The 23,583-nt window shown below is 64.0% G+C and carries 19 protein-coding genes; 11 read left to right on the forward strand and 8 right to left on the reverse strand.

All coding sequences use genetic code 11. The features are described from left to right. Nucleotides 1–26: 26 nt before the first annotated feature. Nucleotides 27–1,610 carry an alkaline phosphatase D family protein gene (locus DOM54_RS18430; protein ID WP_110717732.1) on the reverse strand — a complete coding sequence of 528 codons (1,584 nt, stop codon included), beginning with the start codon at nt 1,608–1,610 and terminating at the stop codon, nt 27–29. A 184-nt stretch (nt 1,611–1,794) separates the two neighbouring features. Between DOM54_RS18430 and DOM54_RS18435 the strand changes: the two genes are divergently transcribed. Further along, nucleotides 1,795–2,193, forward strand: a complete 399-nt coding sequence (locus tag DOM54_RS18435) for a GFA family protein (RefSeq protein ID WP_110717733.1) — start codon at nt 1,795–1,797, stop codon at nt 2,191–2,193. Between the two features lie 18 nt (nt 2,194–2,211). On the opposite strand, the gene DOM54_RS18440 is transcribed toward DOM54_RS18435, so the two are convergent. From DOM54_RS18440 to glpD, 4 genes are all read right to left on the reverse strand, one after another. Then, complete coding sequence (locus tag DOM54_RS18440) at nt 2,212–4,407, reverse strand: OsmC domain/YcaO domain-containing protein (RefSeq protein WP_110717734.1); 2,196 nt, start codon at nt 4,405–4,407, stop codon at nt 2,212–2,214. A 305-nt stretch (nt 4,408–4,712) separates the two neighbouring features. Then, nucleotides 4,713–6,221 carry a glycerol kinase GlpK gene (glpK, locus tag DOM54_RS18445; protein ID WP_110717735.1) on the reverse strand — a complete coding sequence of 503 codons (1,509 nt, stop codon included), beginning with the start codon at nt 6,219–6,221 and terminating at the stop codon, nt 4,713–4,715. Nucleotides 6,222–6,292: 71 nt separating this feature from the next. Next, on the reverse strand, nt 6,293–7,021 hold the full coding sequence (locus DOM54_RS18450) for an MIP/aquaporin family protein (protein WP_206019148.1): 729 nt from the start codon (nt 7,019–7,021) through the stop codon (nt 6,293–6,295). Between the two features lie 100 nt (nt 7,022–7,121). Continuing rightward, nucleotides 7,122–8,636 carry a glycerol-3-phosphate dehydrogenase gene (gene glpD, locus DOM54_RS18455; RefSeq protein WP_110717736.1) on the reverse strand — a complete coding sequence of 505 codons (1,515 nt, stop codon included), beginning with the start codon at nt 8,634–8,636 and terminating at the stop codon, nt 7,122–7,124. A 174-nt stretch (nt 8,637–8,810) separates the two neighbouring features. Between glpD and DOM54_RS18460 the strand changes: the two genes are divergently transcribed. The 7 genes from DOM54_RS18460 (at nt 8,811) to DOM54_RS18490 (ending at nt 15,629) form a co-directional block, all read left to right on the forward strand. After that, nucleotides 8,811–9,089, forward strand: a complete 279-nt coding sequence (locus DOM54_RS18460; protein WP_240613965.1) for a type 2 periplasmic-binding domain-containing protein — start codon at nt 8,811–8,813, stop codon at nt 9,087–9,089. 220 nt (nt 9,090–9,309) lie between these two features. Next, nucleotides 9,310–10,896: an ABC transporter substrate-binding protein gene (locus DOM54_RS18465; RefSeq protein ID WP_110717737.1), complete on the forward strand. Its 1,587-nt coding sequence runs from the start codon at nt 9,310–9,312 to the stop codon at nt 10,894–10,896. 76 nt (nt 10,897–10,972) lie between these two features. Next, nucleotides 10,973–11,977: an ABC transporter permease subunit gene (locus tag DOM54_RS18470; protein ID WP_110601374.1), complete on the forward strand. Its 1,005-nt coding sequence runs from the start codon at nt 10,973–10,975 to the stop codon at nt 11,975–11,977. Nucleotides 11,978–11,992: 15 nt separating this feature from the next. Continuing rightward, nucleotides 11,993–12,892 (forward strand): ABC transporter permease subunit, encoded by a 900-nt coding sequence (locus DOM54_RS18475; protein WP_110717738.1) that lies wholly within the window; start codon nt 11,993–11,995, stop codon nt 12,890–12,892. 63 nt (nt 12,893–12,955) lie between these two features. After that, the gene (locus tag DOM54_RS18480; protein ID WP_110717739.1) at nt 12,956–13,996 is read left to right on the forward strand and encodes an ABC transporter ATP-binding protein; all 1,041 of its coding nucleotides are present in this window, start codon (nt 12,956–12,958) and stop codon (nt 13,994–13,996) included. Then, on the forward strand, nt 13,993–14,997 hold the full coding sequence (locus DOM54_RS18485) for a dipeptide ABC transporter ATP-binding protein (RefSeq protein ID WP_110601369.1): 1,005 nt from the start codon (nt 13,993–13,995) through the stop codon (nt 14,995–14,997). The genes DOM54_RS18480 and DOM54_RS18485 overlap by 4 nt, the downstream gene beginning before the upstream one ends. Nucleotides 14,998–15,182: 185 nt before the next feature. Beyond that, nucleotides 15,183–15,629 carry a universal stress protein gene (locus DOM54_RS18490; RefSeq protein WP_162619926.1) on the forward strand — a complete coding sequence of 149 codons (447 nt, stop codon included), beginning with the start codon at nt 15,183–15,185 and terminating at the stop codon, nt 15,627–15,629. Nucleotides 15,630–15,639: 10 nt separating this feature from the next. On the opposite strand, the gene sbmA is transcribed toward DOM54_RS18490, so the two are convergent. Next, nucleotides 15,640–16,878: a peptide antibiotic transporter SbmA gene (gene sbmA / locus DOM54_RS18495; protein ID WP_110717741.1), complete on the reverse strand. Its 1,239-nt coding sequence runs from the start codon at nt 16,876–16,878 to the stop codon at nt 15,640–15,642. A gap of 126 nt (nt 16,879–17,004) precedes the next feature. Continuing rightward, a complete protein-coding gene (locus DOM54_RS18500) occupies nt 17,005–17,724 on the reverse strand; it encodes a GntR family transcriptional regulator (protein ID WP_110717769.1) in 720 nt (239 codons plus the stop codon). 207 nt (nt 17,725–17,931) lie between these two features. On the opposite strand from DOM54_RS18500, the gene DOM54_RS18505 reads away from it, so the two are divergent. The 3 genes from DOM54_RS18505 (at nt 17,932) to DOM54_RS18515 (ending at nt 22,026) form a co-directional block, all read left to right on the forward strand. Next, nucleotides 17,932–18,765, forward strand: a complete 834-nt coding sequence (locus DOM54_RS18505; protein WP_110717742.1) for an amidohydrolase family protein — start codon at nt 17,932–17,934, stop codon at nt 18,763–18,765. A gap of 69 nt (nt 18,766–18,834) precedes the next feature. Continuing rightward, the gene (locus DOM54_RS18510) at nt 18,835–20,136 is read left to right on the forward strand and encodes an SLC13 family permease (protein WP_110717743.1); all 1,302 of its coding nucleotides are present in this window, start codon (nt 18,835–18,837) and stop codon (nt 20,134–20,136) included. Between the two features lie 120 nt (nt 20,137–20,256). Next, entirely contained in the window at nt 20,257–22,026 is a 1,770-nt protein-coding gene (locus tag DOM54_RS18515) for a M14 family metallopeptidase (RefSeq protein ID WP_206019150.1), read from the forward strand. Here the strand turns inward: DOM54_RS18515 and DOM54_RS18520 are convergent. Continuing rightward, complete coding sequence (locus tag DOM54_RS18520; protein WP_110717744.1) at nt 22,023–23,519, reverse strand: amidase; 1,497 nt, start codon at nt 23,517–23,519, stop codon at nt 22,023–22,025. The genes DOM54_RS18515 and DOM54_RS18520 overlap by 4 nt on opposite strands. Nucleotides 23,520–23,583 lie beyond the last annotated feature (64 nt).

Below are 23,583 nucleotides of genomic sequence, written 5' to 3' on the forward strand. Positions count from 1 at the left end.
ACCTCGGCGCCGGCCGCCAGCCGGCCTCAGGCGTTGGCAGAACGGGGCTCGGGCTCCAGTACCTGGGTGTGCAGCGTCCTGCCGTCGCTGTCTTTCAGCCGGACGGTCAGCGTCTCGCTCTCGGCGTCCAGATCGGCCTGGCCGAAGAACTGGTAGCCCGCCGAGGGCGGCAGGTTGGACTCGCCCTCCGGCGGGGCCTTGAAGAAGGTCACCTGTGGGCCGAAGGTCGCGTCCATCTCGCTGGGTCCGAAGGTGCCGGCGTGGAGCGGGCCGCTGACAAACTCCCAGAACGGCTTGAATGCCTTGAAGCTGGCGCGCTCCGGGGCGTAATGATGAGCGGCAGTGTAGTGCACGTCGGCAGTGAACCAGACGACGTTGGCAATGTCGTCGTCACGAATGGCCTGGAGCAACCTGGCGATCTCCAGCTCGCGGCCAAGGGGCTGGCCGGGGTCACGGTTGGCGATCGCTTCGAACTGATCGCCATCCGGGACCACCATGCCGATCGGCATGTCGGCGGCGATGACCTTCCAGGTCGCGGTGGAGTCGTTCAGCGCCTGCCGCAGCCAGCGGAACTGGTTTTCGCCCAGGAACGCGGTGGCCGAGGACTCCTCGCCTTGCAGGTTGGTGCTGTTGGGGCCGCGATAGCTGCGCATGTCCAGCATGAAGACCTCCATCCCCGGCCCGTAGGAGAAACGGCGATAGATCCGCTGCGGGGCGGAAGTGGACATCCGGATCGGCATGTACTCGAGAAACGCCTGACGGCCGCGGGCGGCGAGCAGCGCGACGTTCTTTTCCGTGTATAGATCGTTGTCGAGGATCTCCTGCGGATACCAGTTGTTGGTCGTTTCGTGATCGTCCCACTGGGCCAGCATCGGCACTTCGGCGGCGAAGCGGCGGAAGTTGGCGTCGAGGTGGTTGTAGGCGTGCTGGCCGCGATATTCGTCCAGCGTCTCGGCGACCTTCTGCTTGGCCGGCGTGACGATGTTGCGCCACACGCCGCCATCGGGAAGCTCGGTCTGCGCTTCCAGCGGCCCGTCGGCGTAGACCGTATCGCCGGAGTGGATGAAGAAATCCGGCCGAACCTGGCGCATCGTCTCCCAGGTGCGCATGCCACCGCGGGATTCATCGATGCCCCAGCCCTGGCCGACCACGTCACCGGACCAGACAAAGCGAATGTCTCTCGGTTGGGATGGCGGCAGTTGCAGCCGTCCGACCACCGGCTCGCTCGCCGCCCGTGAATCGCCCAGCGCGGCGAATCGCACCCGGTAGTGAACGGTGTTCATGCCCTGCAGGCCGGTCGCGTCGATCTTGCCGGTCAGGTCGGTGCCGGGCAGCACATCGATCCAGGGCAACTGGCGCGCACCACGGAACTCCGGGTTGTCGGCGACCTCGACCAGCATCCGCGACGGCATGCTCGCTCTTCCCCACAGCATGGCGCGGTCCGGCAGCACGTCGCCGCTCATCACGCCGCCTTCCACCGTCGGGCGTCGCCCCTCGGCCAGTACGATCGCCGGTGCGCCGAGGAGCCCGATTCCCGCCACACCGAGCCCTACGTGGCCGCTGGCGGCCAGGAAGTCGCGTCTCGTGAAGGGCTTTCGTTGTGTCGGCATATCTCGTCTCCTCGAAGAATGGTCGTCGATGAGCGGCAGGCTAGCGCCGTCCCGTGACGCTTGTATGAAGCGGAGGCAGAGATATGTGAAGAGACGTAATCGTTTGACGATGGTGAAGATTGGCGTCGTGGCGCTATGCTGCAAAGGGCGGCGACGGAAAGCGGGAGCGCGGAGGAGGGGCCAGATGATCAAGCGCATCGGCAATACCGATATTCAGCCACGCCACCGTGCAGTCTGTCACTGCGGCGCGGTGGTGCTCGAACTCGAGCTACCCGACGGCGTGGTCGACCCGCGCCGCTGCAACTGCTCGATGTGTCGACGCCGCGGCGCGATCGTGGCGAGCGTGCCGCTGGCGGCACTGCGCATCGTCAGCGGAGAGGGAACCCTACGCCGCTACCAGTTCAACACCATGACCGCACAGCACTATTTCTGCGGCAACTGCGGCATCTACACTCACCATCAGCGACGTTCCAACCCGGACCAGTACGGCTACAACATCGCCTGTCTGGAAGGGGTCGATCCCTTCGACCTGCCCGGGCCGATCCCGGTCGGTGATGGCGTGAATCACCCGGCCGACCGGTGACGGTCGGGGTGGTGCCGCTCAGCGCGCGTTGGCCGCGCGCCAGGCGTGCAGCTTGTGATAGCTCTCGAGCAGGCGCTGGTGGCGCTCGATGCCTTCGAGCGCGAGGCTGGTCGGCGTCAGCCCGGGGAAGCGCACCGAGCCCTCCACCGCGCCGATGGCGTCTGCCATCTTCGCCTCGCCGAACATGCGGGTCAGGTTGTGGCGGTAGTCGTCGAGCTCGAGATCGTCGTCCAGGGCGATCTCGAGTACCGCGGTGAGCGCCTGATAGAAGAGCCCGCGGTCGACGGTGTTGTCGTTGAACTGCAAGAACATCTGCGCGCCGTCCAGGGCGTCTTCCAGGCGCCCCAGCGCCAGCTGGATCAGCAGCTTCAGCTCGGCGATGGTCAGCTCCGACCACACGGTGTTGTCGTCGAACTCGATCCCGATCAGGGTGACGATCTTCATCTGCTCGTCGAGCTCGCTCTCTTCCAGGCGTTCGAGCAGGTCGGTCAGCTGCGCCTCATCGAGGCGGTGCAGGGCGAGGATATCCTCGCGGAAGGCCAGCGCCATGTTGGTGTTGTCCCACACCAGATCCTCGACCGGATAGACCTCGGAGTAGCCGGGCACCAGGATGCGGCACACCGGAGCGCCGAGATCCTCGAAGGTGGCGACATAGGCTTCCAGCCCCTCGTCGTCGAGAATCGCGAACAGGCGCTCGGCCTCCTCGTCGTTGGTGCCGGAGAAGTCCCACTCGACGAAGTCGACGTCCGCCGTGGCGCTGAAGAAACGCCACGACACCACGCCGGAAGAGTCGATGAAGTGCTCGACGAAGTTGTTCGGTTCACTCACCGCCTGGGCGTTGAAGGTGGGCGGCGGCAGGTCGTTCATGCCCTCGAAGCTGCGCCCCTGCAGCAGCTCGGTGAGGCTGCGTTCGATGGCGACCGACAGGCTGGGATGCGCGCCGAAGGAGGCGAACACGCCGCCGGTGCGCGGGTTCATCAGCGTCACGCACGCCACCGGGAAGCGCCCGCCGAGGGAGGCATCCTTGACCAGCACCGGGAAGCCCTGGGCCTCCAGCGCCTGCACGCCTTCGACAATCGTCGGGTACTGCGCCAGTACCGCCTCGGGGACGTCCGGTAGCGCGATCTCCTGCTCGATGATCTGACGCTTCACCGCCCGCTCGAAGATCTCGGAGAGACACTGCACCTGCGCTTCGGCGAGGGTGTTGCCGGCGCTCATGCCATTGCTGAGATAGAGGTTCTCGATCAGGTTGGAGGGGAACCATACCGTCTCGCCGTCCGAGTGGCGCTTGAACGGCAGCGAGACGATACCGCGGTCGGTGCGCCCGGCGTTGGTGTCATACAGATGCGAGCCTCGGAGCTCGCCGTCCGGGTCGAAGATCGCGCGGCAGTGGTCGTCGAGAATCTCGCTGGGCAGCGCGCCGTCCGGCCCCGGCTGGAACCAGCGCTCGTTCGGGTAGTGGACGAACTCGCTGGCAGCGATCTCGTTGCCGAAGAACTGATCGTTGTAGAAGAAGTTGCACGACAGGCGCTCGATGAACTCGCCCAGCGCCGAGCACAGCGCGGCTTCCTTGGTCGCCCCCTTGCCGTTGGTGAAGCACATCGGCGAGGCGGCATCGCGAATGTGCAGCGACCAGACGTGGGGCACGATATTGCGCCAGGAGGCGATCTCGATCTTCATGCCGAGACGCTCGAGGATGCCCGTCATGTTGGCGATGGTCTGCTCCAGCGGCAGGTCCTTGCCTTCGATCCAGGTCTCCTGGCTCTCGCCGTCCTTGTCGAGCGAGCCGCCCATCAGCAGCGCCTGGGCGTTCTCGTCGATGTTCTCCACCGCTTCGATCTGGAACTCGGGATTGTTCTGGATCACCCGCTTGACCGAGCAGCGCTCGATCGAGCGCAGAATGCCGGTGCGGTCCTTGTCGGAGATGTCCGCGGGTAGTTCGATCTGGATACGGAAGATCTGGTTGTAGCGGTTCTCCGGGTCGACGATGTTGTTCTGGGACAGCCGGATGTTCTCGGTGGGGATCTCGCGGGCGTTGCAGTAGACCCGCACGAAATAGGCCGCGCAGAGCACCGTGGAGGCGAGGAAGTAGTCGAACGGCCCCGGCGCCGAGCCGTCGCCCTTGTAGCGGATCGGCTGGTCGGTGATCACCGTGAAGTCGTCGAACTTGGCTTCCTGGCGCAGGTTGTCGAGATAGTTGACCTTGATTTCCATGGGGAGAGACCGCGTTGGTAAGTGGCTGACCTCCGTGGCTGACGGGAGGTGGATGGCGGCCATTATCCGGATTCGAGGGCGCTTCGTCTTGGGGGGCGTGGAAGCGGGTGTGCCTTGAGGCTGGTGGGGTTGGGCGCGTGTCCGGCCGGTGTGACGACAACGGCCCGAGCTCCCAGGCGGGGAGGACTCGGGCCTTGTCTTTTATACTGCGAGCGTTTCCGACGCGGCGCTTGTAGAACGCCTGTCACAACCGGTGGATGGCGTGGGCCTATCCGGCGCCCACCACCAAGTGGGGAAATGCGCTCTTAGGAGGCGACCTGGAACGCCATGGTGGCCTGCACCGCCCGCTTCCAGCCGTCGTACAGTTCGTCGCGTCGATCTTTACCCATCACGGGTTCGAAGCGACGTTCGATCGCCCACTGCTCGGAGATCTGCTCGCGGGACTCCCAGAAACCGAGGGCAAGCCCGGCAAGATAGGCCGCGCCGAGTGCGGTGGTTTCGCTGATCTCGCTGCGCAGTACGTCGACACCGAGGATGTCGGCCTGGAACTGGGCCAGGAAGTTGTTGGCGATGGCGCCACCGTCGGCGCGCAGTTCGGTCAGGTCGATATTCGCGTCGGCCTGCATCGCCGTGAGCACGTCGGCGGTCTGGTAGGCCATCGATTCGATAGCGGCGCGGATGAACTGCTCCTTGCTGGTACCGCGCGACAGGCCGAACATCGCCCCTCGCACATTGGAGTTCCAGTAGGGCGCACCGAGGCCGGTGAAGGCCGGTACCAGATAGACGCCGTCGTTGCTGCCGGCGCGCTCGGCGTAGGCTTCGGAATCCGATGACTTGCCCAGCATGCGCAGCCCGTCACGCAGCCATTGGACCACCGAGCCGGCCACGAATATCGACCCTTCGAGGGCATATTCGACCTTGCCGTCGATCTCCCAGGCGATGGTCGTCAACAGCCCGTTGTCCGATTGCGTGGCCTCGTTGCCGGTGTTCATGAGCGTGAAGCAGCCGGTGCCGTAGGTGTTCTTGGCCATGCCGGGCTTGAAGCAGGCCTGGCCAAAGAGGGCGGCCTGCTGGTCGCCGGCGATGCCTGCGATCGGTAGCTTCGTGCCGAAGAAGAATTTCGGCAGCACGTGGCCGTAGACTTCGCTGGAGGACTTGACCTCGGGCAGCATCGATTCCGGCACCTCGAACAGCTCGAGCAGTTCCGGGTCCCATCGGCGCTCGCGGATGTTGAACATCAGCGTGCGCGAGGCGTTGGTCACATCGGTGACGTGTTCGGCGCCGCCGGTCAGGTTCCAGATCAGCCAGGAGTCCATGGTGCCGAACAGCAGATCGCCCTTTTCGGCCTTCTCCTTGACGCCGTCGACGTTATCGAAGATCCACTTGATCTTGGTGCCCGAGAAGTAGGCATCGATCACCAGGCCGGTCTTGTCGCGGACCCTGTCGGCATGACCGGCGTTACGCAGCTCGTCGCAGATCTCGGCCGAGTGCCGCGATTGCCAGACGATGGCGTTGTAGACCGGCTGGCCGGTGTGCTTGTCCCAGATCACCGTGGTTTCACGCTGATTGGTAATGCCGATGCCGGCGATCTCCTCGACGTCCACCTGGGTGTTGTTGATCACTTCGGTCAGCGTGGTCAGCACGCTGGTCATGATGTCGCGGGGGTTGTGCTCGACCCAGCCCGGACGCGGAAAGATCTGCTCGAACTCCCGCTGGGCGACACCGGCGATCTTGCCGTCGTGGTCGAACAGCATGGCTCGCGAGCTGGTGGTGCCTTGATCGATGGCCAGAACATACTTCTTCTTGTCACTCATGAGAAACCTGTCCTTCTGAATGGTGAGTCCTGAATGAGGAGTCGACGTGTCTCTGAATCGCCCGTTGCCGCTCAATAGACCGTTGCGGCGAGTGCCGCGAGGCTGCTGCCGATGATCGGGCCGACGAAGGGCACCCAGGCGTAACCCCAGTCGTTGGAACCCTTGCTCCGGATCGGCAGCATGGCATGCGCCAGACGCGGCCCCATGTCGCGGGCGGGGTTGATCGCGTAGCCCGTGGGTCCGCCCAGCGAGGCGCCGATGGCGACCACCAGCAGTGCCACGGCCAGCGGCCCCAGGCCGTTGGGCGTATGGCCGAACATGATGATGACGAACACCAGCACGAACGTCCCGATGGCTTCGGTCACGCAGTTCCAGAAACGCGACCGGATCGTGGGTATGGTCGAAAAGGTGGCCAGGATGGTGGTGGCGTCCTCGGTATCGTCGTACTGCTTCTTGTAACAAAGGTAGCAGAGCACGGCACCCAGCCAGGCACCCACGAACTCGCCAGTGAAGTAGGCCAGCGTATTGTCCAGGGTGATGGGAATGCCTTGGGCGTACTCGGTGGCCGGGCCCAGCCACAGCGCGAGCGTGATGGCCGGATTGAGATGGGCACCGGTATCGAACGCAATCCACACGCCGCAGTAGACCGCGAGTCCCCAGCCGAAGAAGATCAGCAGCGGGCCGCCATTGTGACCGCCGGTCTTCTTGAGCAGCACGTTGGCCACCACGCCGCAGCCGAGCAGCGTCATGCAGGCCGTACCGGCAATCTCATGCAGCACTATCGTTTCTATGACACCCATGGTCTTCCTTACTGTCAGTGATGTTCCGGCCGGCATGGCCTCGGTGGCCTGCGTCACGCTGAGGGCTCGATCGGCTGTCGAGGCGTGGCGCGTTCGTCGGCTATGTTTCTCCTGCCGTCGCTGCCTGAGACGGGCAGCCCAGGTAATCGGCGAGCCGGCGCTGCTCGCGTTCGTCGAGGCGCAGGCCGAGCTTGGAGCGGCGCCAGAGGATGTCTTCCGCGGTCCGGGCCCATTCGTGTTCGCGCAGGTACTCGACCTCGGCGGCGTAGAGATCGGCGCCGAAGTGTTCGCCGAGATCGGCCAGCCGCTCGGCATTGCCCAGGATCGTTAGCGCTCGGGTGCCGTAGTTGAACACCAGCCGCGTCACCATCGCCGATGGCACGAAGGGGTAGCGGCTCTGCAACGACGCGACGAGCTGCTGGGGATTGGCGTCATCGCCGCCAGGCAGTGGATGGCCGTTTTGGGTCCAGGACTTCTCGCGCTGGCCGAGCGTCGGCGCCAGTTGGTCGACGGCATCCTCGGCAAGCCGACGATAGGTCGTCAGCTTGCCGCCAAAGATGTTGAGCAGTGGCGCGCCCCCGACCGTGTCGAGCTGGATGCGGTAGTCGCGGGTGATCTCGCTGGCGTTGTCCTCGTGATCATCGAGCAGCGGACGCACGCCCGAGTAGCTCCAGACCACGTCGTCGGCACGGATCGATCGTTCGAAATAACGGTTGATGGCCTCGCAGAGGTAGGCGATCTCGTCCGGTTCGATCGTCACCTTGCCCGGCGCCCCCGAGTGTTCGACATCGGTCGTGCCGATCAGGGTGAAGTCGCGTTCGTAGGGAATGGCGAAGACGATGCGGCCATCCGGCTGCTGAAAGATGTAGGCGTAGTCATGGTCGAACAAGCGCTCGACCACGATGTGGCTGCCCTTGATCAGGCGCAGCGAGTAGGGGTGGTTCTGGGAAGCGATATCGTCCAGGAAGCGCACCGCCCAGGGGCCCGCCGCGTTGACCAGCCCGCGTGCGTGCACCTCACTGGTCTCTCCATCGCTCGTCTTGAGCGTCACCCGCCAACCATCGGCGCTGCGTATCGCCGTTTCGGCCCGGGTGCGGGTCATGATCCGCGCGCCGCGAGCCGCCGCGTCCATGCAGTTGAGCACCACCAGGCGGGCATCCTGGACCCAGGCATCCGAATAGGCGAAACCCTTGGTGAACTCCGCTTTCAACGGCACACCGGCCGGATGGTCGGCGAATTTGACCCCGTGCGAGTTTGCCAGCGTCTGCTTCCCGCCGAGGTGGTCATAGAGAAACAGGCCGATACGGATCATCCAGGCCGGGCGCAGGTGCTTCTGGTGGGGAAGCACGAAGCGCATCGGCCAGATGATATGGGGCGCCATCTTGAGCAGGACTTCCCGCTCGGAGAGCGCCTTGGCCACGAGCTTGAACTCGTACTGCTCCAGATAGCGCAGGCCGCCGTGAATCAGCTTGGTGGAAGCCGAGGAGGTATGGCTGGCGAGATCGTCGGCCTCGACCAGCAGCACCGACAGCCCTCGACCCACCGCGTCGCGGGCAATGCCGGCGCCATTGATGCCGCCGCCGATGACAATCAGATCGTAGCTTTCGTGGGCCATGTTCGGATCTGCTCATAAGTGTTCGGTTTAGATCATTGTGGCGCGAAATCGAACATTATGAACTAGGCAGAAAGTCGTAGGTGGTCCGCCGTCCTTGGACGCTGATCTGAAAATATAAAGATAAATCAACCGAATGTGTCTGTTATCGCCGTGAGTAGAAATGTTCGTCAGTGAATGCTCGAAACGCTGTTTACGAATATTTTCGTTTCGTATCGGAACATGGCTATCAGGATGGGGGGGACGGTCGGCAGCGGAGCGAGGAGCTTCGCCGAGGACGACCCCTGGCTGACCGCGGTGCTCGATGCCTGGCACATGAGCGACCAAAGCCTCGGCACGCTGATGTCGGAGATCGAATTTCGAGGTGACCCGGTGGCTGGAGCACGGACCTGGCTCGAAGAGAACCGGGACCAGGTCGATGAATGGCTGGCCGCTGGCGAGCGAATTCAGCCTTAGGCTTTCGGCCACACGCTCCCGGCGATGTCCGATGGGGTCGCTTAGACTGAATGCCCCCTCGCTGCAACCACCTCTTCTCACGCTATTGGACAATTGATTAAACGCTACTTCACGCTCTAGTCTGTGCCGATTGCCGGCTGTCTGACAGGCCGGCATTACAACGACAAGCGGCCACAAGCCGATATCACAAGAACAGCGATAGCTGTGCAGGAGATGGATAATGAAGAAGACGCTGCTTGCGGCTGGCATTGCCGCCATGATGACGGGCGCGACCCCGGTCATGGCCAAGACGCTGGTCTACTGCTCCGAGGGATCGCCGGAGGGGTTCGATCCCTCGCTCTACACGGCTGGCACCACCTTCGACGCGTCGAGCAAGACGATCTACAACCGCCTGGTGCAGTTCAAGCCGGGTACCACCGAAGTCGAACCGGCCATTGCCGAGAGCTGGGATGTGTCGGACGACGGCCTGGAGGTGACCTTCCACCTGCGCGACGACGTCAAGTTCCAGACCACCGACTATTTCACGCCGAGCCGCGCGCTCGACGCGGATGACGTGATCTGGACGTTCGAGCGTCAGATGGACGAGAACAACCCGTATTACAAGCTGGCCAACGGCAGTTTCGAGTACTTCAACGCGATGTCGATGGGTGATCTGATCGAGTCGATCGACAAGGTCGACGACCACACCGTGAAGTTCGTGCTGACCGAGCCCAACGCACCGTTCGTGGCCAACCTGGCGATGGACTTCGCCTCGATCCACTCCAAGGAGTACGAGCAGCAGCTGCTCGACGAGGGCAAGCCGGAGCTGGCCAACCAGCAGCCGATCGGTACCGGTCCGTTCCAGTTCGTCAACTATCGTGAAGACGCAGCGATCCGCTACCAGGCCAATCCGGACTATTTCCGCGGCAAGCAGCCGATCGACAACCTGGTCTTCGCGATCACCTCCGATGCCCAGGTGCGTTACCAGAAGCTGATGGCCGGCGAGTGCCAGGTGATGCCGTTCCCGAACCCGTCCGATGTCGAGGCGATGCAGCAGAACGCCGACATCAACGTGCTCGAGGAAGCCGGTCTCAACGTGGCGTATCTGGCCTACAACACCCAGATGGCGCCGTTCGACAAGCCGGAAGTGCGCAAGGCGCTGAACATGGCGATCAACAAGCAGGCGATCATCGATGCGGTGTTCCAGGGCGCCGGCCAGGTGGCCAAGAACCCGATCCCGCCGTCCATGTGGGGCTACAACGACGCCATCCAGGATGATCCGTACGACCCCGAGAAAGCCGAGCAGATGTTGAAGGATGCGGGGGTCGAGAACCTGAAGATGAACATCTGGGCGATGCCGGTTCAGCGTCCGTACATGCCCAACGCGCGACGGACCGCCGAGCTGATGCAGTCGGACCTGTCGAAAGTCGGCGTCGATGCGCAGATCGTCACCTACGAATGGGGCGAGTACCTGAAGCGCTCCTCTGACGTCAACCGCGACGGTGCAGTCATCCTCGGCTGGACGGGCGACAATGGCGACCCGGACAACTTCCTGGGCGTGCTGCTCGGCTGTGACGGTGTCGGCGGTGCCAACCGTTCCCAGTGGTGCTATCAGCCGTTCGATGAGCTGATCCAGAAAGCTCGCACCCTGGATAGCCAGGAAGAGCGCGCCAAGCTCTACGAGCAGGCCCAGGAGATCTTCAAGGAGCAGGCGCCGTGGGATACCCTGGCCCACTCCACGGTCTTCATGCCGCTTCGCAAGGAAGTGACCGGCTACAAGATCGATCCGCTCGGCGGCCATAGCTTCGAAGGCGTCGACATCGAGTGATTCTCTCCTAGCGAAGACGCGGGGCGGCCCTGACAGCCGCCCCGCGTCTTATCGCGTGACTAGCCAGACCTCCAAAATGTTCAAATTCTTTCTGATCAAGCTGGCGCAGCTGGTCCCGACGTTCATTGGCGTCACCATCGTTGCGTTCGCTTTCATTCGCCTGTTGCCGGGCGATCCGATTCTGCTGATGGCGGGGGAGCGCGGCATTTCCGCCGAACGTTACGCCCAGCTCGAGTCCCAAATGGGTTTCGACCGCTCCCTGGTCGTCCAATACCTCGATTTCCTGAAGGGATTGCTGCACGGCGATCTCGGTAATTCCCTGGTGACCCACGCCCCGGTCATGGACGAGTTCATGAGCCGCTTCCCGGCGACGCTCGAGCTCTCGCTCTTTGCCCTGGCGTTCGCCGTCATCATCGGCCTGCCGGCCGGCGTGCTGGCCGCGGTCAAGCGTGGCAAGACGCTCGATCACACCATCATGGGGGTCAGCCTGACCGGCTATTCGATGCCGATCTTCTGGTGGGGCCTGCTGCTGATCATGCTGTTCTCGAGCACCCTGGGCTGGACCCCGGTCTCGGGGCGCATCTCGTACATGTACTTCATCGAACCGGTCACCGGCTTCATGACCATCGACAGCCTGATCGCCGGCGACTGGGGCGCGTTTCTCTCCGCGCTGCACTACCTGATCCTGCCGTCGATCGTGCTGGGGACGATCCCGCTGGCGGTCATCGCCCGGCAGACCCGCTCCTCGATGCTCGAGGTGCTGGGCGAGGATTACGTACGCACCGCACGCGCCAAGGGACTGTCCAATTTCCGCGTGATCATGGTGCATACCCTGCGCAACGCGCTGATTTCGGTGGTGACGGTGATCGGTCTCCAGGTGGGCCTGCTGTTGGCGGGAGCGATCCTGACCGAAACGATCTTCTCGTGGCCCGGCATCGGCAAGTGGATGATCGATGCGATCTCGCGACGCGACTATCCCTCGGTGCAGGGTGGTCTGGTCCTGATCGCGTTCATCGTGATGATCGTCAACCTGCTGGTCGATCTCGCCTATGGCGTCATCAACCCGCGCATCCGCCATTAACAGGGGGCTTTCATCATGAGTACCATTTCTACCCCCGCCGCACCCGGCTCGTTCCGCTACCAACTGGCGTCCTTCTGGAGCGACTTCAGCGCCAGTCGTGGTGCGCTGGTCGGCCTGATCTTCATCGTCTTCATCCTGCTCGTCGCGCTGTTCGCCCCCTGGGTCGCGCCGCACGACCCGGCGATGCAGGATCGTTCCGCGCTGCTGGTGCCGCCGGTATGGCATGCCGGAGGGAGCTGGAACTACATCCTCGGCACCGACGCGGTAGGTCGCGACATCCTCTCGCGGTTGATCTTCGGTGCCCGCTATTCGCTCTCGATTAGCGCCATGGTGGTGGTGATCTCGATGGGCGTGGGGATTTTCCTCGGCCTCCTGGCCGGGTATTTCCGCGGCTGGATCGAGACCGTCATCACCCGTGTGATGGACGTGGTGCTGGCGTTCCCCAGCCTGCTGCTGGCGCTGGGCCTGGTCGCCATCCTCAGCCCTGGCCTGACCAGCGCCATGATCGCCATCGCGCTGGTCCAGCTGCCTTATTTCGTGCGCCTGACGCGGGCTGCGGTGATCGGCGAGAAGAATCGCGAGTATGTCATCGCCAGCCGGCTTTCCGGTGCTGGGCACCTGCGCCTGATGTTCAACACCTTGCTGCCCAACTGCATGGCGCCGCTGATCGTGCAGGCGACGCTGTCGTTCTCCACCGCAATTCTCGATATCGCGGCGCTGGGTTTCCTCGGCATGGGCGTGCAGCCGCCGACGCCGGAGTGGGGCGCGATGCTGGCCAACGCCCGCGAGTTCATGGGCAGCGCCTACTGGGCGGTGACATTTCCGGGGCTGATCATCCTGCTGACCGTGCTGATGATCAACCTGATGGGCGACGGCCTGCGCGACGCGCTGGACCCGAAGATGAAGAGATCGTGAGCGCTTCGCCCGCCCTGGCGCCTGACGTCCGGGGCGGGTGCGGCGACGCGATGAGGAGTTGTCATGGCATTACTAGATATTGAAGGCCTTAGTGTTCGCTTCAAGACCAGCAGTGGCCTGTTCGCGGCCGTGGAAGGGGTCGACATCAACGTCGACCGTGGCGAGGTGTGGTCGATCGTCGGCGAATCCGGCTCGGGCAAGTCGGTGTCGATGCTCGCCACCATGGGCCTGCTGCCGTGGACGGCGCAGGTCACCGCCGACAAGATGGCGTTCGACGGCCAGGACCTGCAGCAGTTGAGTTCGCGTCAGCGCCGACGGATCGTCGGCGGCGAAATGTCGATGATCTTCCAGGAGCCGATGAGCAGCCTCAACCCCTGCTTCACCGTCGGTACCCAGATCGACGAAATGATCAAGCAGCACCTGGGCGGTACCCGCCGCGAGCGCCACGAGCGCGCGCTGGATCTGTTGGCGCAGGTCGGGATTCCCGATCCGGCACGCCGGATCAAGGCCTATCCGCACCAGATGTCCGGCGGCATGAGCCAGCGGGTGATGATCGCCATGGCGATCTCCTGCAATCCGCGGCTGCTGATCGCCGACGAGCCGACCACGGCGCTCGACGTCACCATCCAGGCGCAGATCCTCGAGCTGCTGCTGCGGCTGCAGGAAGATACCGGCATGGCGCTGATCCTGATCACCCACGACATGGGCGTGGTGGCGGAGACCGCCAAGCACGTGGTGGTGCAGTATGCCGGGCGTCAGGTCGAGAAACAGGATGTGAAGTCGCTGTTCGCCAACCCACGTCACCCGTATACCGAGGCGCTGCTGTCGGCGCTGCCGGAGCGGGCTGGCGATCAGGATCGGCTGCCGACCATTCCTGGCGTTGTCCCCGGCCAGCACGATCGGCCGAGCGGGTGTCTGTTCAATCCGCGTTGTCGCTACGCCACCGAACACTGTCGCGAGGTGGAGCCGGTACCGGCTGCGGGCGACCCCGCCCGAACGCTGTGTCACTATCCACTGGAAGATGGGATTTCGCCATCGCCGGCTGCGGCAGGTGTGGCGCGAGACAACCCGCAATCCAGCCCGCATAGAGAGGTGCGCCCATGAGCCGCGATGCCGTATTGAGCGCCGTCAATCTCACCCGTCACTATCAGATCAAGGGTGGCCCGTTCTCCAGGCCGGCGACGGTGAAGGCGCTCAACGAGGCGACCTTCGAGCTCTATCCCGGCCAGACCCTGGCGGTGGTCGGCGAGTCCGGCTGCGGCAAGTCGACCCTGGCCCGGGTATTGACGATGATCGAGCCGCCCACCAGTGGCAAGCTGACCATCAGCGGGCACGAGGTGTCGCTCAAGGAGGGGCAGCGCCCGCCGGCGGCGCTGCGCCGCGAGGTCCAGATCATCTTTCAGAATCCCTACGGGTCGCTCAATCCGCGCAAGACCGTGGCGACCATGCTGGAAGAGCCGCTGAAGCTCAATCGCAAGGAGATGAGCGCGGCGGCGCGGCGCGAGGCGGCGCTGGAGATGATCGCCAAGGTGGGCCTGCGACCGGAGCACGCCGATCGCTATCCGCACATGTTCTCCGGCGGCCAGCGTCAGCGTATCGCCATCGCCCGCGCGCTGATGCTCAACCCCAAGATCCTGGTGCTCGACGAGCCGGTCTCGGCGCTGGATCTCTCGATCCAGGCCCAGGTGCTCAATCTGCTGGCGGACCTGCAGGAGGAGTTCGGGTTGGCCTACGTGTTCATCTCGCATGATCTGTCGGTGGTGCGACGCATCGCCGATGACGTGATCGTGATGTACTTCGGCCAGCCGGTGGAGACGGGGCCGGCGGAAGAGGTGTTCACCACGCCGCGCCATCCCTACACCCAGGCGCTGTTCTCGGCCACGCCGGTAGCGGATCCCAACCGCCGGCGCGAACGCGTCCACCTCAAGGGCGAACCGCCGTCGCCGCTGGCACCGCCGCCGGGCTGCCCGTTCGCCCCGCGCTGCCACCTGGCGACCGATGCCTGCACCCAGGACGATCCGCCGCTGGAGCGCGTCGACGACCGGGTCGAGGTGGCCTGTATTCATGTCGATCAAGCGATGGCCCGGTACGCTCGAGCCGGTTGAGGCGATATCGTTGCCGAGTGACGTCAGCGCCGAATGCCTGCGGGCATTCGGCGTTCGTCGTCTGGCGGGGCGGCTACCGCCGAGTGAGAATTGGCTACGCTAAGGATAGGTAAGCTACCCGGTATTCGTCGCGGCGAGCAGGGTAGCCGAATCGCGTCAGTCATCATCTCGAGGGGGAAGTGATCATGTCTCAGCAGATACTGGTACCCATCGATGGTTCGGCCAGCGCACGCAAGGCGCTGGAGCACGCATGCCTCATCCAACGCGCGACCCAGGCCGGCATTCACCTGTTGCACGTTCCCGAGGTGCCGGTTGCCAAGGATTCGCTTGGCGCGATGGTCGGTGCCTCGCCAGTCGACTACACGCCGGAGAAAGGGCATCTCGAGGGGGAACATCTGCTGAAGGAAGCGTGGCAGGCAGTAGCCGGGGATGCTGGCGAAGTGACCTACCACGTGGTGGAAGGGCGACCGGCCCAGACGATCGTCCAGCAGGCGACCGATCTCGGCGTCGACATGATCATCATGGGCAGCCGTGGCCTCAGCGACCTCAAGAGTCTGGTGGTCGGCAGCGTATCGCACAAGGTGTCGCACATCGCGCCCTGCCCGGTGATCACACTGCACGTGCCGGACTAGTTGCTGCCGGTCAGGTGTCCGTTGCCGGACCCTGGCGCGCTGGCGGCGTAGCGTGGCCTTCGATCACCCGCTCGAAGGTGCGCAGGCGTTTGACGATCGAGAGCAGCTCGATGATCGTCGACCAGGAGTTGACCAGGTACTGAAACGATTCGCGTACCTGGCCAAACACGTTGAGCACCTGCTGGAGCAGGCCAAGGGTCAGCTTGCCGGCGACGATCGATGGCGTCAGCACCACGAAGGCGAAGATCGTGTCCGCCTGCAGGTAGAAGATGCGGGCGACGTTGAAGTAGGCGTAATGCCAGTAGAGCCGGAAGTAGTTGTGACGCACGCGGGAAAAGAGCTCGGCCACCGTGACCGGCTTGGCGCGCGAGGCATCGTCCTCGCCGTAGACCAGCTCCTTGCGGTAGGCCGCTTCCACTCGCTGGTTGCGAAACTCGAGCCCGGGGAGCTTGACCCCTACCAGTGCCAGGAACAGGGTGCCGAACACGGACCAGACGAGCGCCGCCCATACCAGCGCATCGGAGACATGACCGATCAGCGGCAGTTCGGTGATGTTCTTCGACATTGCCACCAGCAGCGGTAGAAAGGCGATCAGCGTCAGCACTGCCTTGAGCAAATTGACGCCCAGACCTTCCAGTGTGGTCGAGAAGCGCATGGTGTCCTCCTGCACGCGCTGGGCGGCTCCCTCCACGTGTCGAAGCTGCGACCAATGCGCCATGTAGTAGTCGTTCATCGCCGTGCGCCAGCGAAAGATGTAGTGGCTGACAAAGAACAGGTTGAATACGCCCACCGTCACCGCGACGAAAGCGATCCCGGCGAAAGTGAGCATTTCCCGGTAGAGATCCTGTGCGGTCACGTCGCTACCCCCGGCGAGCGCTCGCTGCACCATGTCCCAGAACGGGCCGTACCAGGCGTTGACCGCGACGCTGGTCTGCACCGAGAAGTAGGTCAGGAACACGATCAATGCGCTGCCCAGGATCGACCAGTACTGCCACCGGTGCGGGGCGAAACAAAACCACGCGGCGCCGAACAGCCCGACGCAGAGCGCGTAGTAGAGATAAAACCAGAGAAACGATGCCGACCAGAATCGCGAGACGCCGATCGGCAGGGAGGCCTCGTCCGCCGGCGGCAGCCCGATGGCGGCACCCCAACCGCTGGCGGTGGACTCCCACAGGACGATGGCGAACAGCGCCCATCCCAGGGCGGTGACGAAGACAATCGATGGCTTGGGAAAGAACGATCGGAACACGGTGACGGCCCTGCTATTGGCGATGAACGGCGACGCAGCACCATGACGGCGCGGCGCCGGTCACTCATCGACCTCGAACCGGTTGTTACGTTCCCTTACGGGCGTCGGTAGCCCTGGTCATTCGCCTCAGGAAATGTCGACCTGATAGCGGAACGTGCTGGCAGCGCCACGCGAACGCCGGTACTCCAGTGGCGTGCGATCGTAGCCGAGCGCCAGTCGCTCCACCATGACGACCGGTTCCCCGGTGCCGATACCGAGGACGTCGGCGAGTGTTGCCTCGGCAGTCTCGACGGTGAGCGTCTCCCGCGCCGAACCGATCAACTGGCCACAGTGCGATTCATAGAAGGGGTAGAGCAGGTTGCCGAAGTCCGCGATATCGATGTGCATCAGGGCATCGAAACGGGCGGCCGGCAGCCAGATATCCTCGTGCAGCAGCGTCGCTCCGTCGAGCTGCCGGATTCTCTCCAGGCGGATGGTCTCTTCGGCCACCGCCAGTTCCAGCGCCTCCGCGATATCCTGGGCGGCGGGTTCCAGATGGCGCGAAAGTATGCGGCTCTTGGGTATCCGGCGATCGCCGCGAGCGTCTACCTGGCGGAAGAAGCGGAACAGCGACCCCTCGAAGTTGGGACGGAGGATGAAAGTGCCGCGTCCTTGGCTTCGCTTCATCAGGCCATCCTGAACCAAGGTGTCCACGGCCTTTCGCAGCGTGCCGACGGCGACGCCGTAGTGCCTGGTCAGCTCCGCCTCGGTCGGTATCGCGACACCGGGCGTCCACTCTCCTGCAGCGATCCTGGCCAGCATGTCGTCACGGAGACGTTGATAGAGCGGCAGGCGTTCGTCTGTCATCGAGCTCGTTCCCTTCATGAATGGTTTCCTTCCGCTCTGTTTCAAACAAATGTATCACTTTGTTGCCGTCTTTAGTCTTAGACCCTGCGGACTGCGACTAATTGGGTGTATGCTCTCATCGGAGTTATTCATATAGTTGAATAGACGTATAGAGACCGAACCATTCGTTCGCCGTCCAGTGTTCACGCCATTCACCAAGGGCCACTCATGACGCAACCCGCTACCGTCGCGCTGACCGGCGTCGATACCCACGCGCATATCTTCCGGCAGGACCTGCAACTGGCGAATGGTCGTCGCTATAGCCCGGATTACGACGCGACCATCGAGCAATACCTGGCGCATCTCGATCATTGCGGCCTCTCCCACGGCGTGCTGATACAGCCCAGCTTTCTCGGGACCGACAACAGCCACATGGTTGCGGCATTACGCCGGTTTCCGCAGCGCCTGCGCGGTACGGCGGTGGTGGCGCCAGATGTCTCCGACGACGAGCTCGATGAATTGGCGGAATCGGGGGTTGTCGGCATCCGGCTCAACCTGATCGGGCAGTCGCTTGAGGATTATCGTCGTCCGCCGTGGCGTGCGCTATTCGCCAGAGTAGCGAAGCTTGGCTGGTCGGTGGAGATCCAACGGGGGATGGAAGACCTGGACACAATCCTGCCGCAGATTCTGGCGGCTGACGTGCCGGTGGTGATCGACCACTTCGGATTGCCCTCCGGCGAGATCGATCCGGTCAACTCCCACCATCGGGCCCTGTTGTCTCTGCTTTCGAGCGAGGATATCTGGGTCAAGCTGTCGGCGACCTACCGCAGCAGGTCCAATCACGCCCAGGCACTGGCATCGATCGATCGCCTGCGCGACGCCTACGGCCATAGCGAGCGCCTGCTGTGGGGCAGTGACTGGCCGCACACACGGTTCGAGAGCCAGACCGATTACGCCGCACAATTCGCGATGATGCAGATGCTGCTGCCGAACGTCGACGAGCGCCATCAGGTCATGATCACCAACCCGGCCAGGCTGTTCAAGATCGATCTCACGCGCTGAAGGCCACCAGGCGAAATAACGAACACGCACCATGAGTGCGCACGACAGGTACGAGAGGGGAACCGACTTATGATGAGTCTACTAGTGGTAGGGGCGATCGTCGTCTCGATCATTCTGGGATACCGCACCAAGATCAATATCGGGCTGTTCGCGATCGCTTTCGCCTATCTGATCGGCTGCTTCGGGTTGGGTCTGAAGCCCTCGGAAGTGATCGCCATGTGGCCGCTGAAGATCTTCTTCATCATCTTTTCGGTCTGTCTGTTCTATAGCTTCGCGATCGTCAACGGCACGCTGGAGAAACTGGCCGAGCACCTGATGTATCGCTGCCGGCACTTTCCGCATCTGCTACCGTTCGCCATCTTTCTGGCGGCGGTGGTGATCTCGGCATTGGGTGCGGGTTACTACACCGTGCTGGCGTTCATGGCGCCGATCACGCTGCTGCTGTGCAGCCGCACCGGGCTGAACCTGATCGTCGGTGCCATGGCGGTCAACTACGGGGCGCTGGCGGGTGCCAATTTCGTTTCCAGCCAGAGTGGCATCATCTTCCGTACCCTGATGACCAATTCGGGCATCTCAGACAACCAGGCTTTCATCAACAGTTTCGGCATCTTCGCCAGCACCATGATCGTGCCGATCGTGGTGTTGTCCGGACTGATCCTGTTCGGCCGCAAGCGCGGCACCGCGATGGCGTCGCTGGAGCACGTCGAGCGTCCCAGCCCGCTCGACCGTGACCAGCGCGCCACCCTGGTCCTGACCCTAGTGATGATGGCCAGCGTACTGCTGCCGCCCATCGCCAGCCTGATCCTGCCCGGCAACGACGCCGTGACGTTCGTCAATTCCAAGGTGGACATCGGCTTGATCGCCAGCGTGTTCTCGGTCATCGCGCTACTGATGAAGCTGGGTGACGAGCGCAAGGCGATCGCCTCGCTACCGTGGGGTACGATCATCATGATCTGCGGCGTCGGCATGCTGATCTCGGTGGCGATCAAGGCGGGTACCATCGATCTGCTCGGCTCCTGGATCGGCACCAACATTCCGCCGGTGCTGATTCCGGTCGCGTTCGGTGTCGTTGCCGCGTTCATGTCGCTGTTCGCGAGTACGCTGGGTGTGGTCACGCCGGCGCTGTTCCCGCTGGTGCCGGCGCTGGCCGGTACGCTCTCGATCGACCCGATGATCATCTTCATCGCCATCGTGGTCGGCGCGCAAGCCACCTCGATCTCTCCGTTCTCCTCCGGCGGCAGCCTGATCCTCGGCTCTTGTCCGACGGACGAAGCGCGCTCGGGACTGCTGCCCAAGCTGCTGTTCCGTGCCGCCCCGCTCGGCTTCGTCGCCGCGCTGGTGTTCAACCTGCTGCTGACATTCGTGTTCTGAACGTGGGGTGACAATCGACCATCGTCATCGTAGCGTGACGAACGGCGGCGCTCTTGCTGACAAGGGCGCCGCTTCTCGTTCGAAACGACCCTTCGGCCCTGTCATGAGAGGAGCATCGCCGTGATCCTGTTCGACAAGCGTTATCCCGCCACGCTCGACACGCTTGTCGAGGCGTCCACGGCTGCCACCTTGGAAACCTGGACGTTCGACGACCGGGCCACGCGCCACCGGGCCGAGGAGGCGCTGGCAAGCCGCGGCATCACCGCACGCTGCCGCTCGGCCTACAAGCCGCTGGTCTGCGCCTTCCGCGAGGAGATCACGACCGAGGGTCTGACGCGTGTCGAGGTCAACTACCCTCGGCATCCAGACGCCCCGGCGTCGCGCTTCCTGCTGGAGAGCTATCCGCTGGCGGCGCTCTATCCCGGCGTCGGCTTCCAGTTCGCGGCGGGCGAAATGTGTGACGAACTGCCGGTCTACCGCCTGCGATTGCGTTACGCCGATGGGCGAGACGAGCCTATGGACGTCTTGGCGCCCAATCGTCGGCATGTCGACTTCGCGGATGAACCGGCGCTATCTCCCTGCGGCTGGCAGATCGTCGATGGCGCAGGCGGCGCCTTGACGACCGCCTACGAGCAGCTCTTTGTCGAGGCGATGACGGCCATTCGCGGGGCCGCATGGAGCACGCAGGACAGAGACCAGGAACCCTATTTCGAGGAGCTCAACATCACCGCGACGCTGCCGATCGCCGACGAGGCGCTTGGCTACGCCGACGAGGTGCTGTCGCTACGGGAAGCCCTGCACGAGGAGTTCTACTTCTCGCTGCTGGAGGTCTTCCAGCGGCGTTCGGGAAGGCCGCTGGGCGATCGCCATCTGCAGCCGGGGCAGATCGTGCCGGAGATCCGGCTCGGCAACGGCTACGGGGTGACGGTGACGACGCGTGGCTACCACCGTGAGTCGATAGCCGCTCCCCGTGAATCGCTCGACGCCGTGACCCGGCCATTGGCGCCACGACAGATCGCTGAGGAGTTGGAGTCGCTCGGTGGGACGCCGTTTTATGCCACCTCGGTCGCGGGGCGGCGAGTCGAGGGTCGCTACGTGGCCGGGAGCGACCGAGGCGTGATCATCTCCGCCGGCCAGCACGCCAACGAGACCTCCTCGCCGGCCGGCACGCTCCAGGCGGCCGGCCTCCTGGCGCAGCGCGAGGGTGCGCACTTCTCGCTCTGCCCGTTGGAAAATCCGGATGGTTATGCATTGCACCAACGGCTGGTGGCGGACAACCCGTGCCATATGCATCACGCTGCCCGTTACACGGCACTGGGCGATGACCTGGAATACCGCGAAGCGGGCGAGCACGAAACGGCCATTCGTCTCGAAGCGGAGCGGCTGACCGGGGCCAGGCTGCATCTCAACCTCCACGGCTATCCGGCACATGAATGGACCCGGCCGCTGTCGGGCTATGTGCCGCGCGGTTTCGAGATGTGGACGCTGCCCAAGGGGTTCTTTCTGATCCTGCGCCATGAGCCCGGTTGGGCCGACGCCTCGCGCTGGCTGATCGAGGCGGTCACGCTGGCGCTCGGCGAAGTGCCGGGACTGCGTGCCTTCAACGATCGCCAGATCGCACTGTTCGAGACCCACGCCGGTGAGACCGGATTAGAGATGATCAACGGCTTTCCCTGCCTCGTCGCCGAGGATGACCGCCACCGCATACCGCTGACCCTGATTACCGAGTATCCCGACGAGACCGTCTACGGCGATGCGTTCGCCGCTGCCGCGACGGCGCAGCGGGCGACCGTGCTGGCAGCCTACGAGGCGTACCAGCGGATGCCCGGGCACTTGTTCGCCGATTCGTGCGGCAGCGACGCGAGCGCGGGTCGCCCGGCGGCCGGCTAGCGCGCCGGCTGCAGGGCGGGAGGCAGGCGGGCGAGTCCGCCGTTGGCCTTTTCGTAGGCGCGGGCCAACTGCAGCACGCCCCAGTCATCCCGGGGCCGGCCGATCAACTGGAAGCCCATCGGCAGGCCCTCTTCGCTCAACCCGGCCGGCAGGCTGATGACCGGCGCGCCGAGCATCGAGGCGGGTACGACGACCTCCATCCAGCGATGATAGGTGTCCATCGGCCACCCGGCGATCTCGCTGGGCCAGTGGGTGTCGACGTCGAATGGAAACAATTGCGCGCTAGGCATGGCCAAGTAGTCGAACCGTTCGAACAGCGCGTTCCAAGCGTAATAGGCGTCGCCGCGCTGGACGTTGGCGGCGTAGATGTCCTGTGCCGAGAGCTGCAGGCCGCGTTCGACTTCCCACTGCGCTTCGGGCTTTAACCGCTCGCAGGTCGCAGGGTCGGTGTAGTACCCGCGAAGGTTGCCGGCGACGGCCCAGTGGCGCAGTGTGGTCCAGCTTTGCCACAGCGTGTCCGGATCGAAGGGAAGGTCGCAGGCGGCGAGTTCGGCGCCGCATGCGACGAAGCGGTCCAGGGCCGCTTCGCACAGTGCGAGGACGCCGGATTCCATCGCCAGATGCCCACCCCAGTCGCCCAGCCAGCCGATCCTGAGACCACGAACGTCACGTTCCAGCGCGATGTCGACGGTGTCGGTTCCGCGCCGTAACGGTTCACCCAGAGAGAGCGGGGCGCGACGATCGAAGCCGGACTGAATTTCCAGCAGTCGGGCGACATCGGCGATCGTTCTGCCCATCGGGCCATTGGTGGCGAGCTGCTGACCGAACGGGTCGGCGGCCAGCCCCGGCACCCGTCCGAACGAGGGGCGAAAGCCGATCACGTCATTGAACGCGGCAGGATTGCGCAACGAGCCCATCATGTCGCTACCGTCGGCAACCGGCAGCATCCGCATGGCGAGTGCCGCCGCCGCACCGCCGCTGGAACCGCCGGCGGTGCGGGTGTGATCGAAGGCGTTCCGGGTCGCGCCGAAGACCGGATTGTAGGATTGCGAGCCGAGCCCGAATTCCGGCGTATTGGTCTTGCCGATGACAATGGCACCGGCGGCGCGCATGCGCGCCACCATCAGGCTATCCGCGGCGGCTACCTGCCCGGCGAGCAGCGGCGAGCCCTGGGTGGTCGGTAGTCCCCTGGCATCGGAGAGGTCCTTGATCGCCTGCGGGAAGCCGTGCATCCAGCCCCGCGAGCGCCCGCCCGTCAGTTCCCTGTCGGCGGTGTCGGCCTCGGCGACCAGCGCTGACCGCTCACGGCGGGAAACGATGGCGTTGACCAGCGGATTGGCAGCGTCGACATGGTCGAGATAGGCGTTCATCACCTCCCGGCAGGAGACGACGCGATCGTGAAGGTGGCGCGACAGCGTGGTCGCATCCCAAGTCACGATCTCGCTCGGGGCGGACGCCGGCACGGGGCGATTCGAATCGGAAAGCGGTGTCATGAGGGGAGAGCTTGTCGTTGGAGGAGACTCCAGCATAGCGCAATGGGGCACTGAATCATCGCCG

Source organism: Salinicola acroporae (assembly GCF_003206615.1).
Taxonomy (GTDB): Bacteria; Pseudomonadota; Gammaproteobacteria; order Pseudomonadales; family Halomonadaceae; genus Salinicola; species Salinicola acroporae.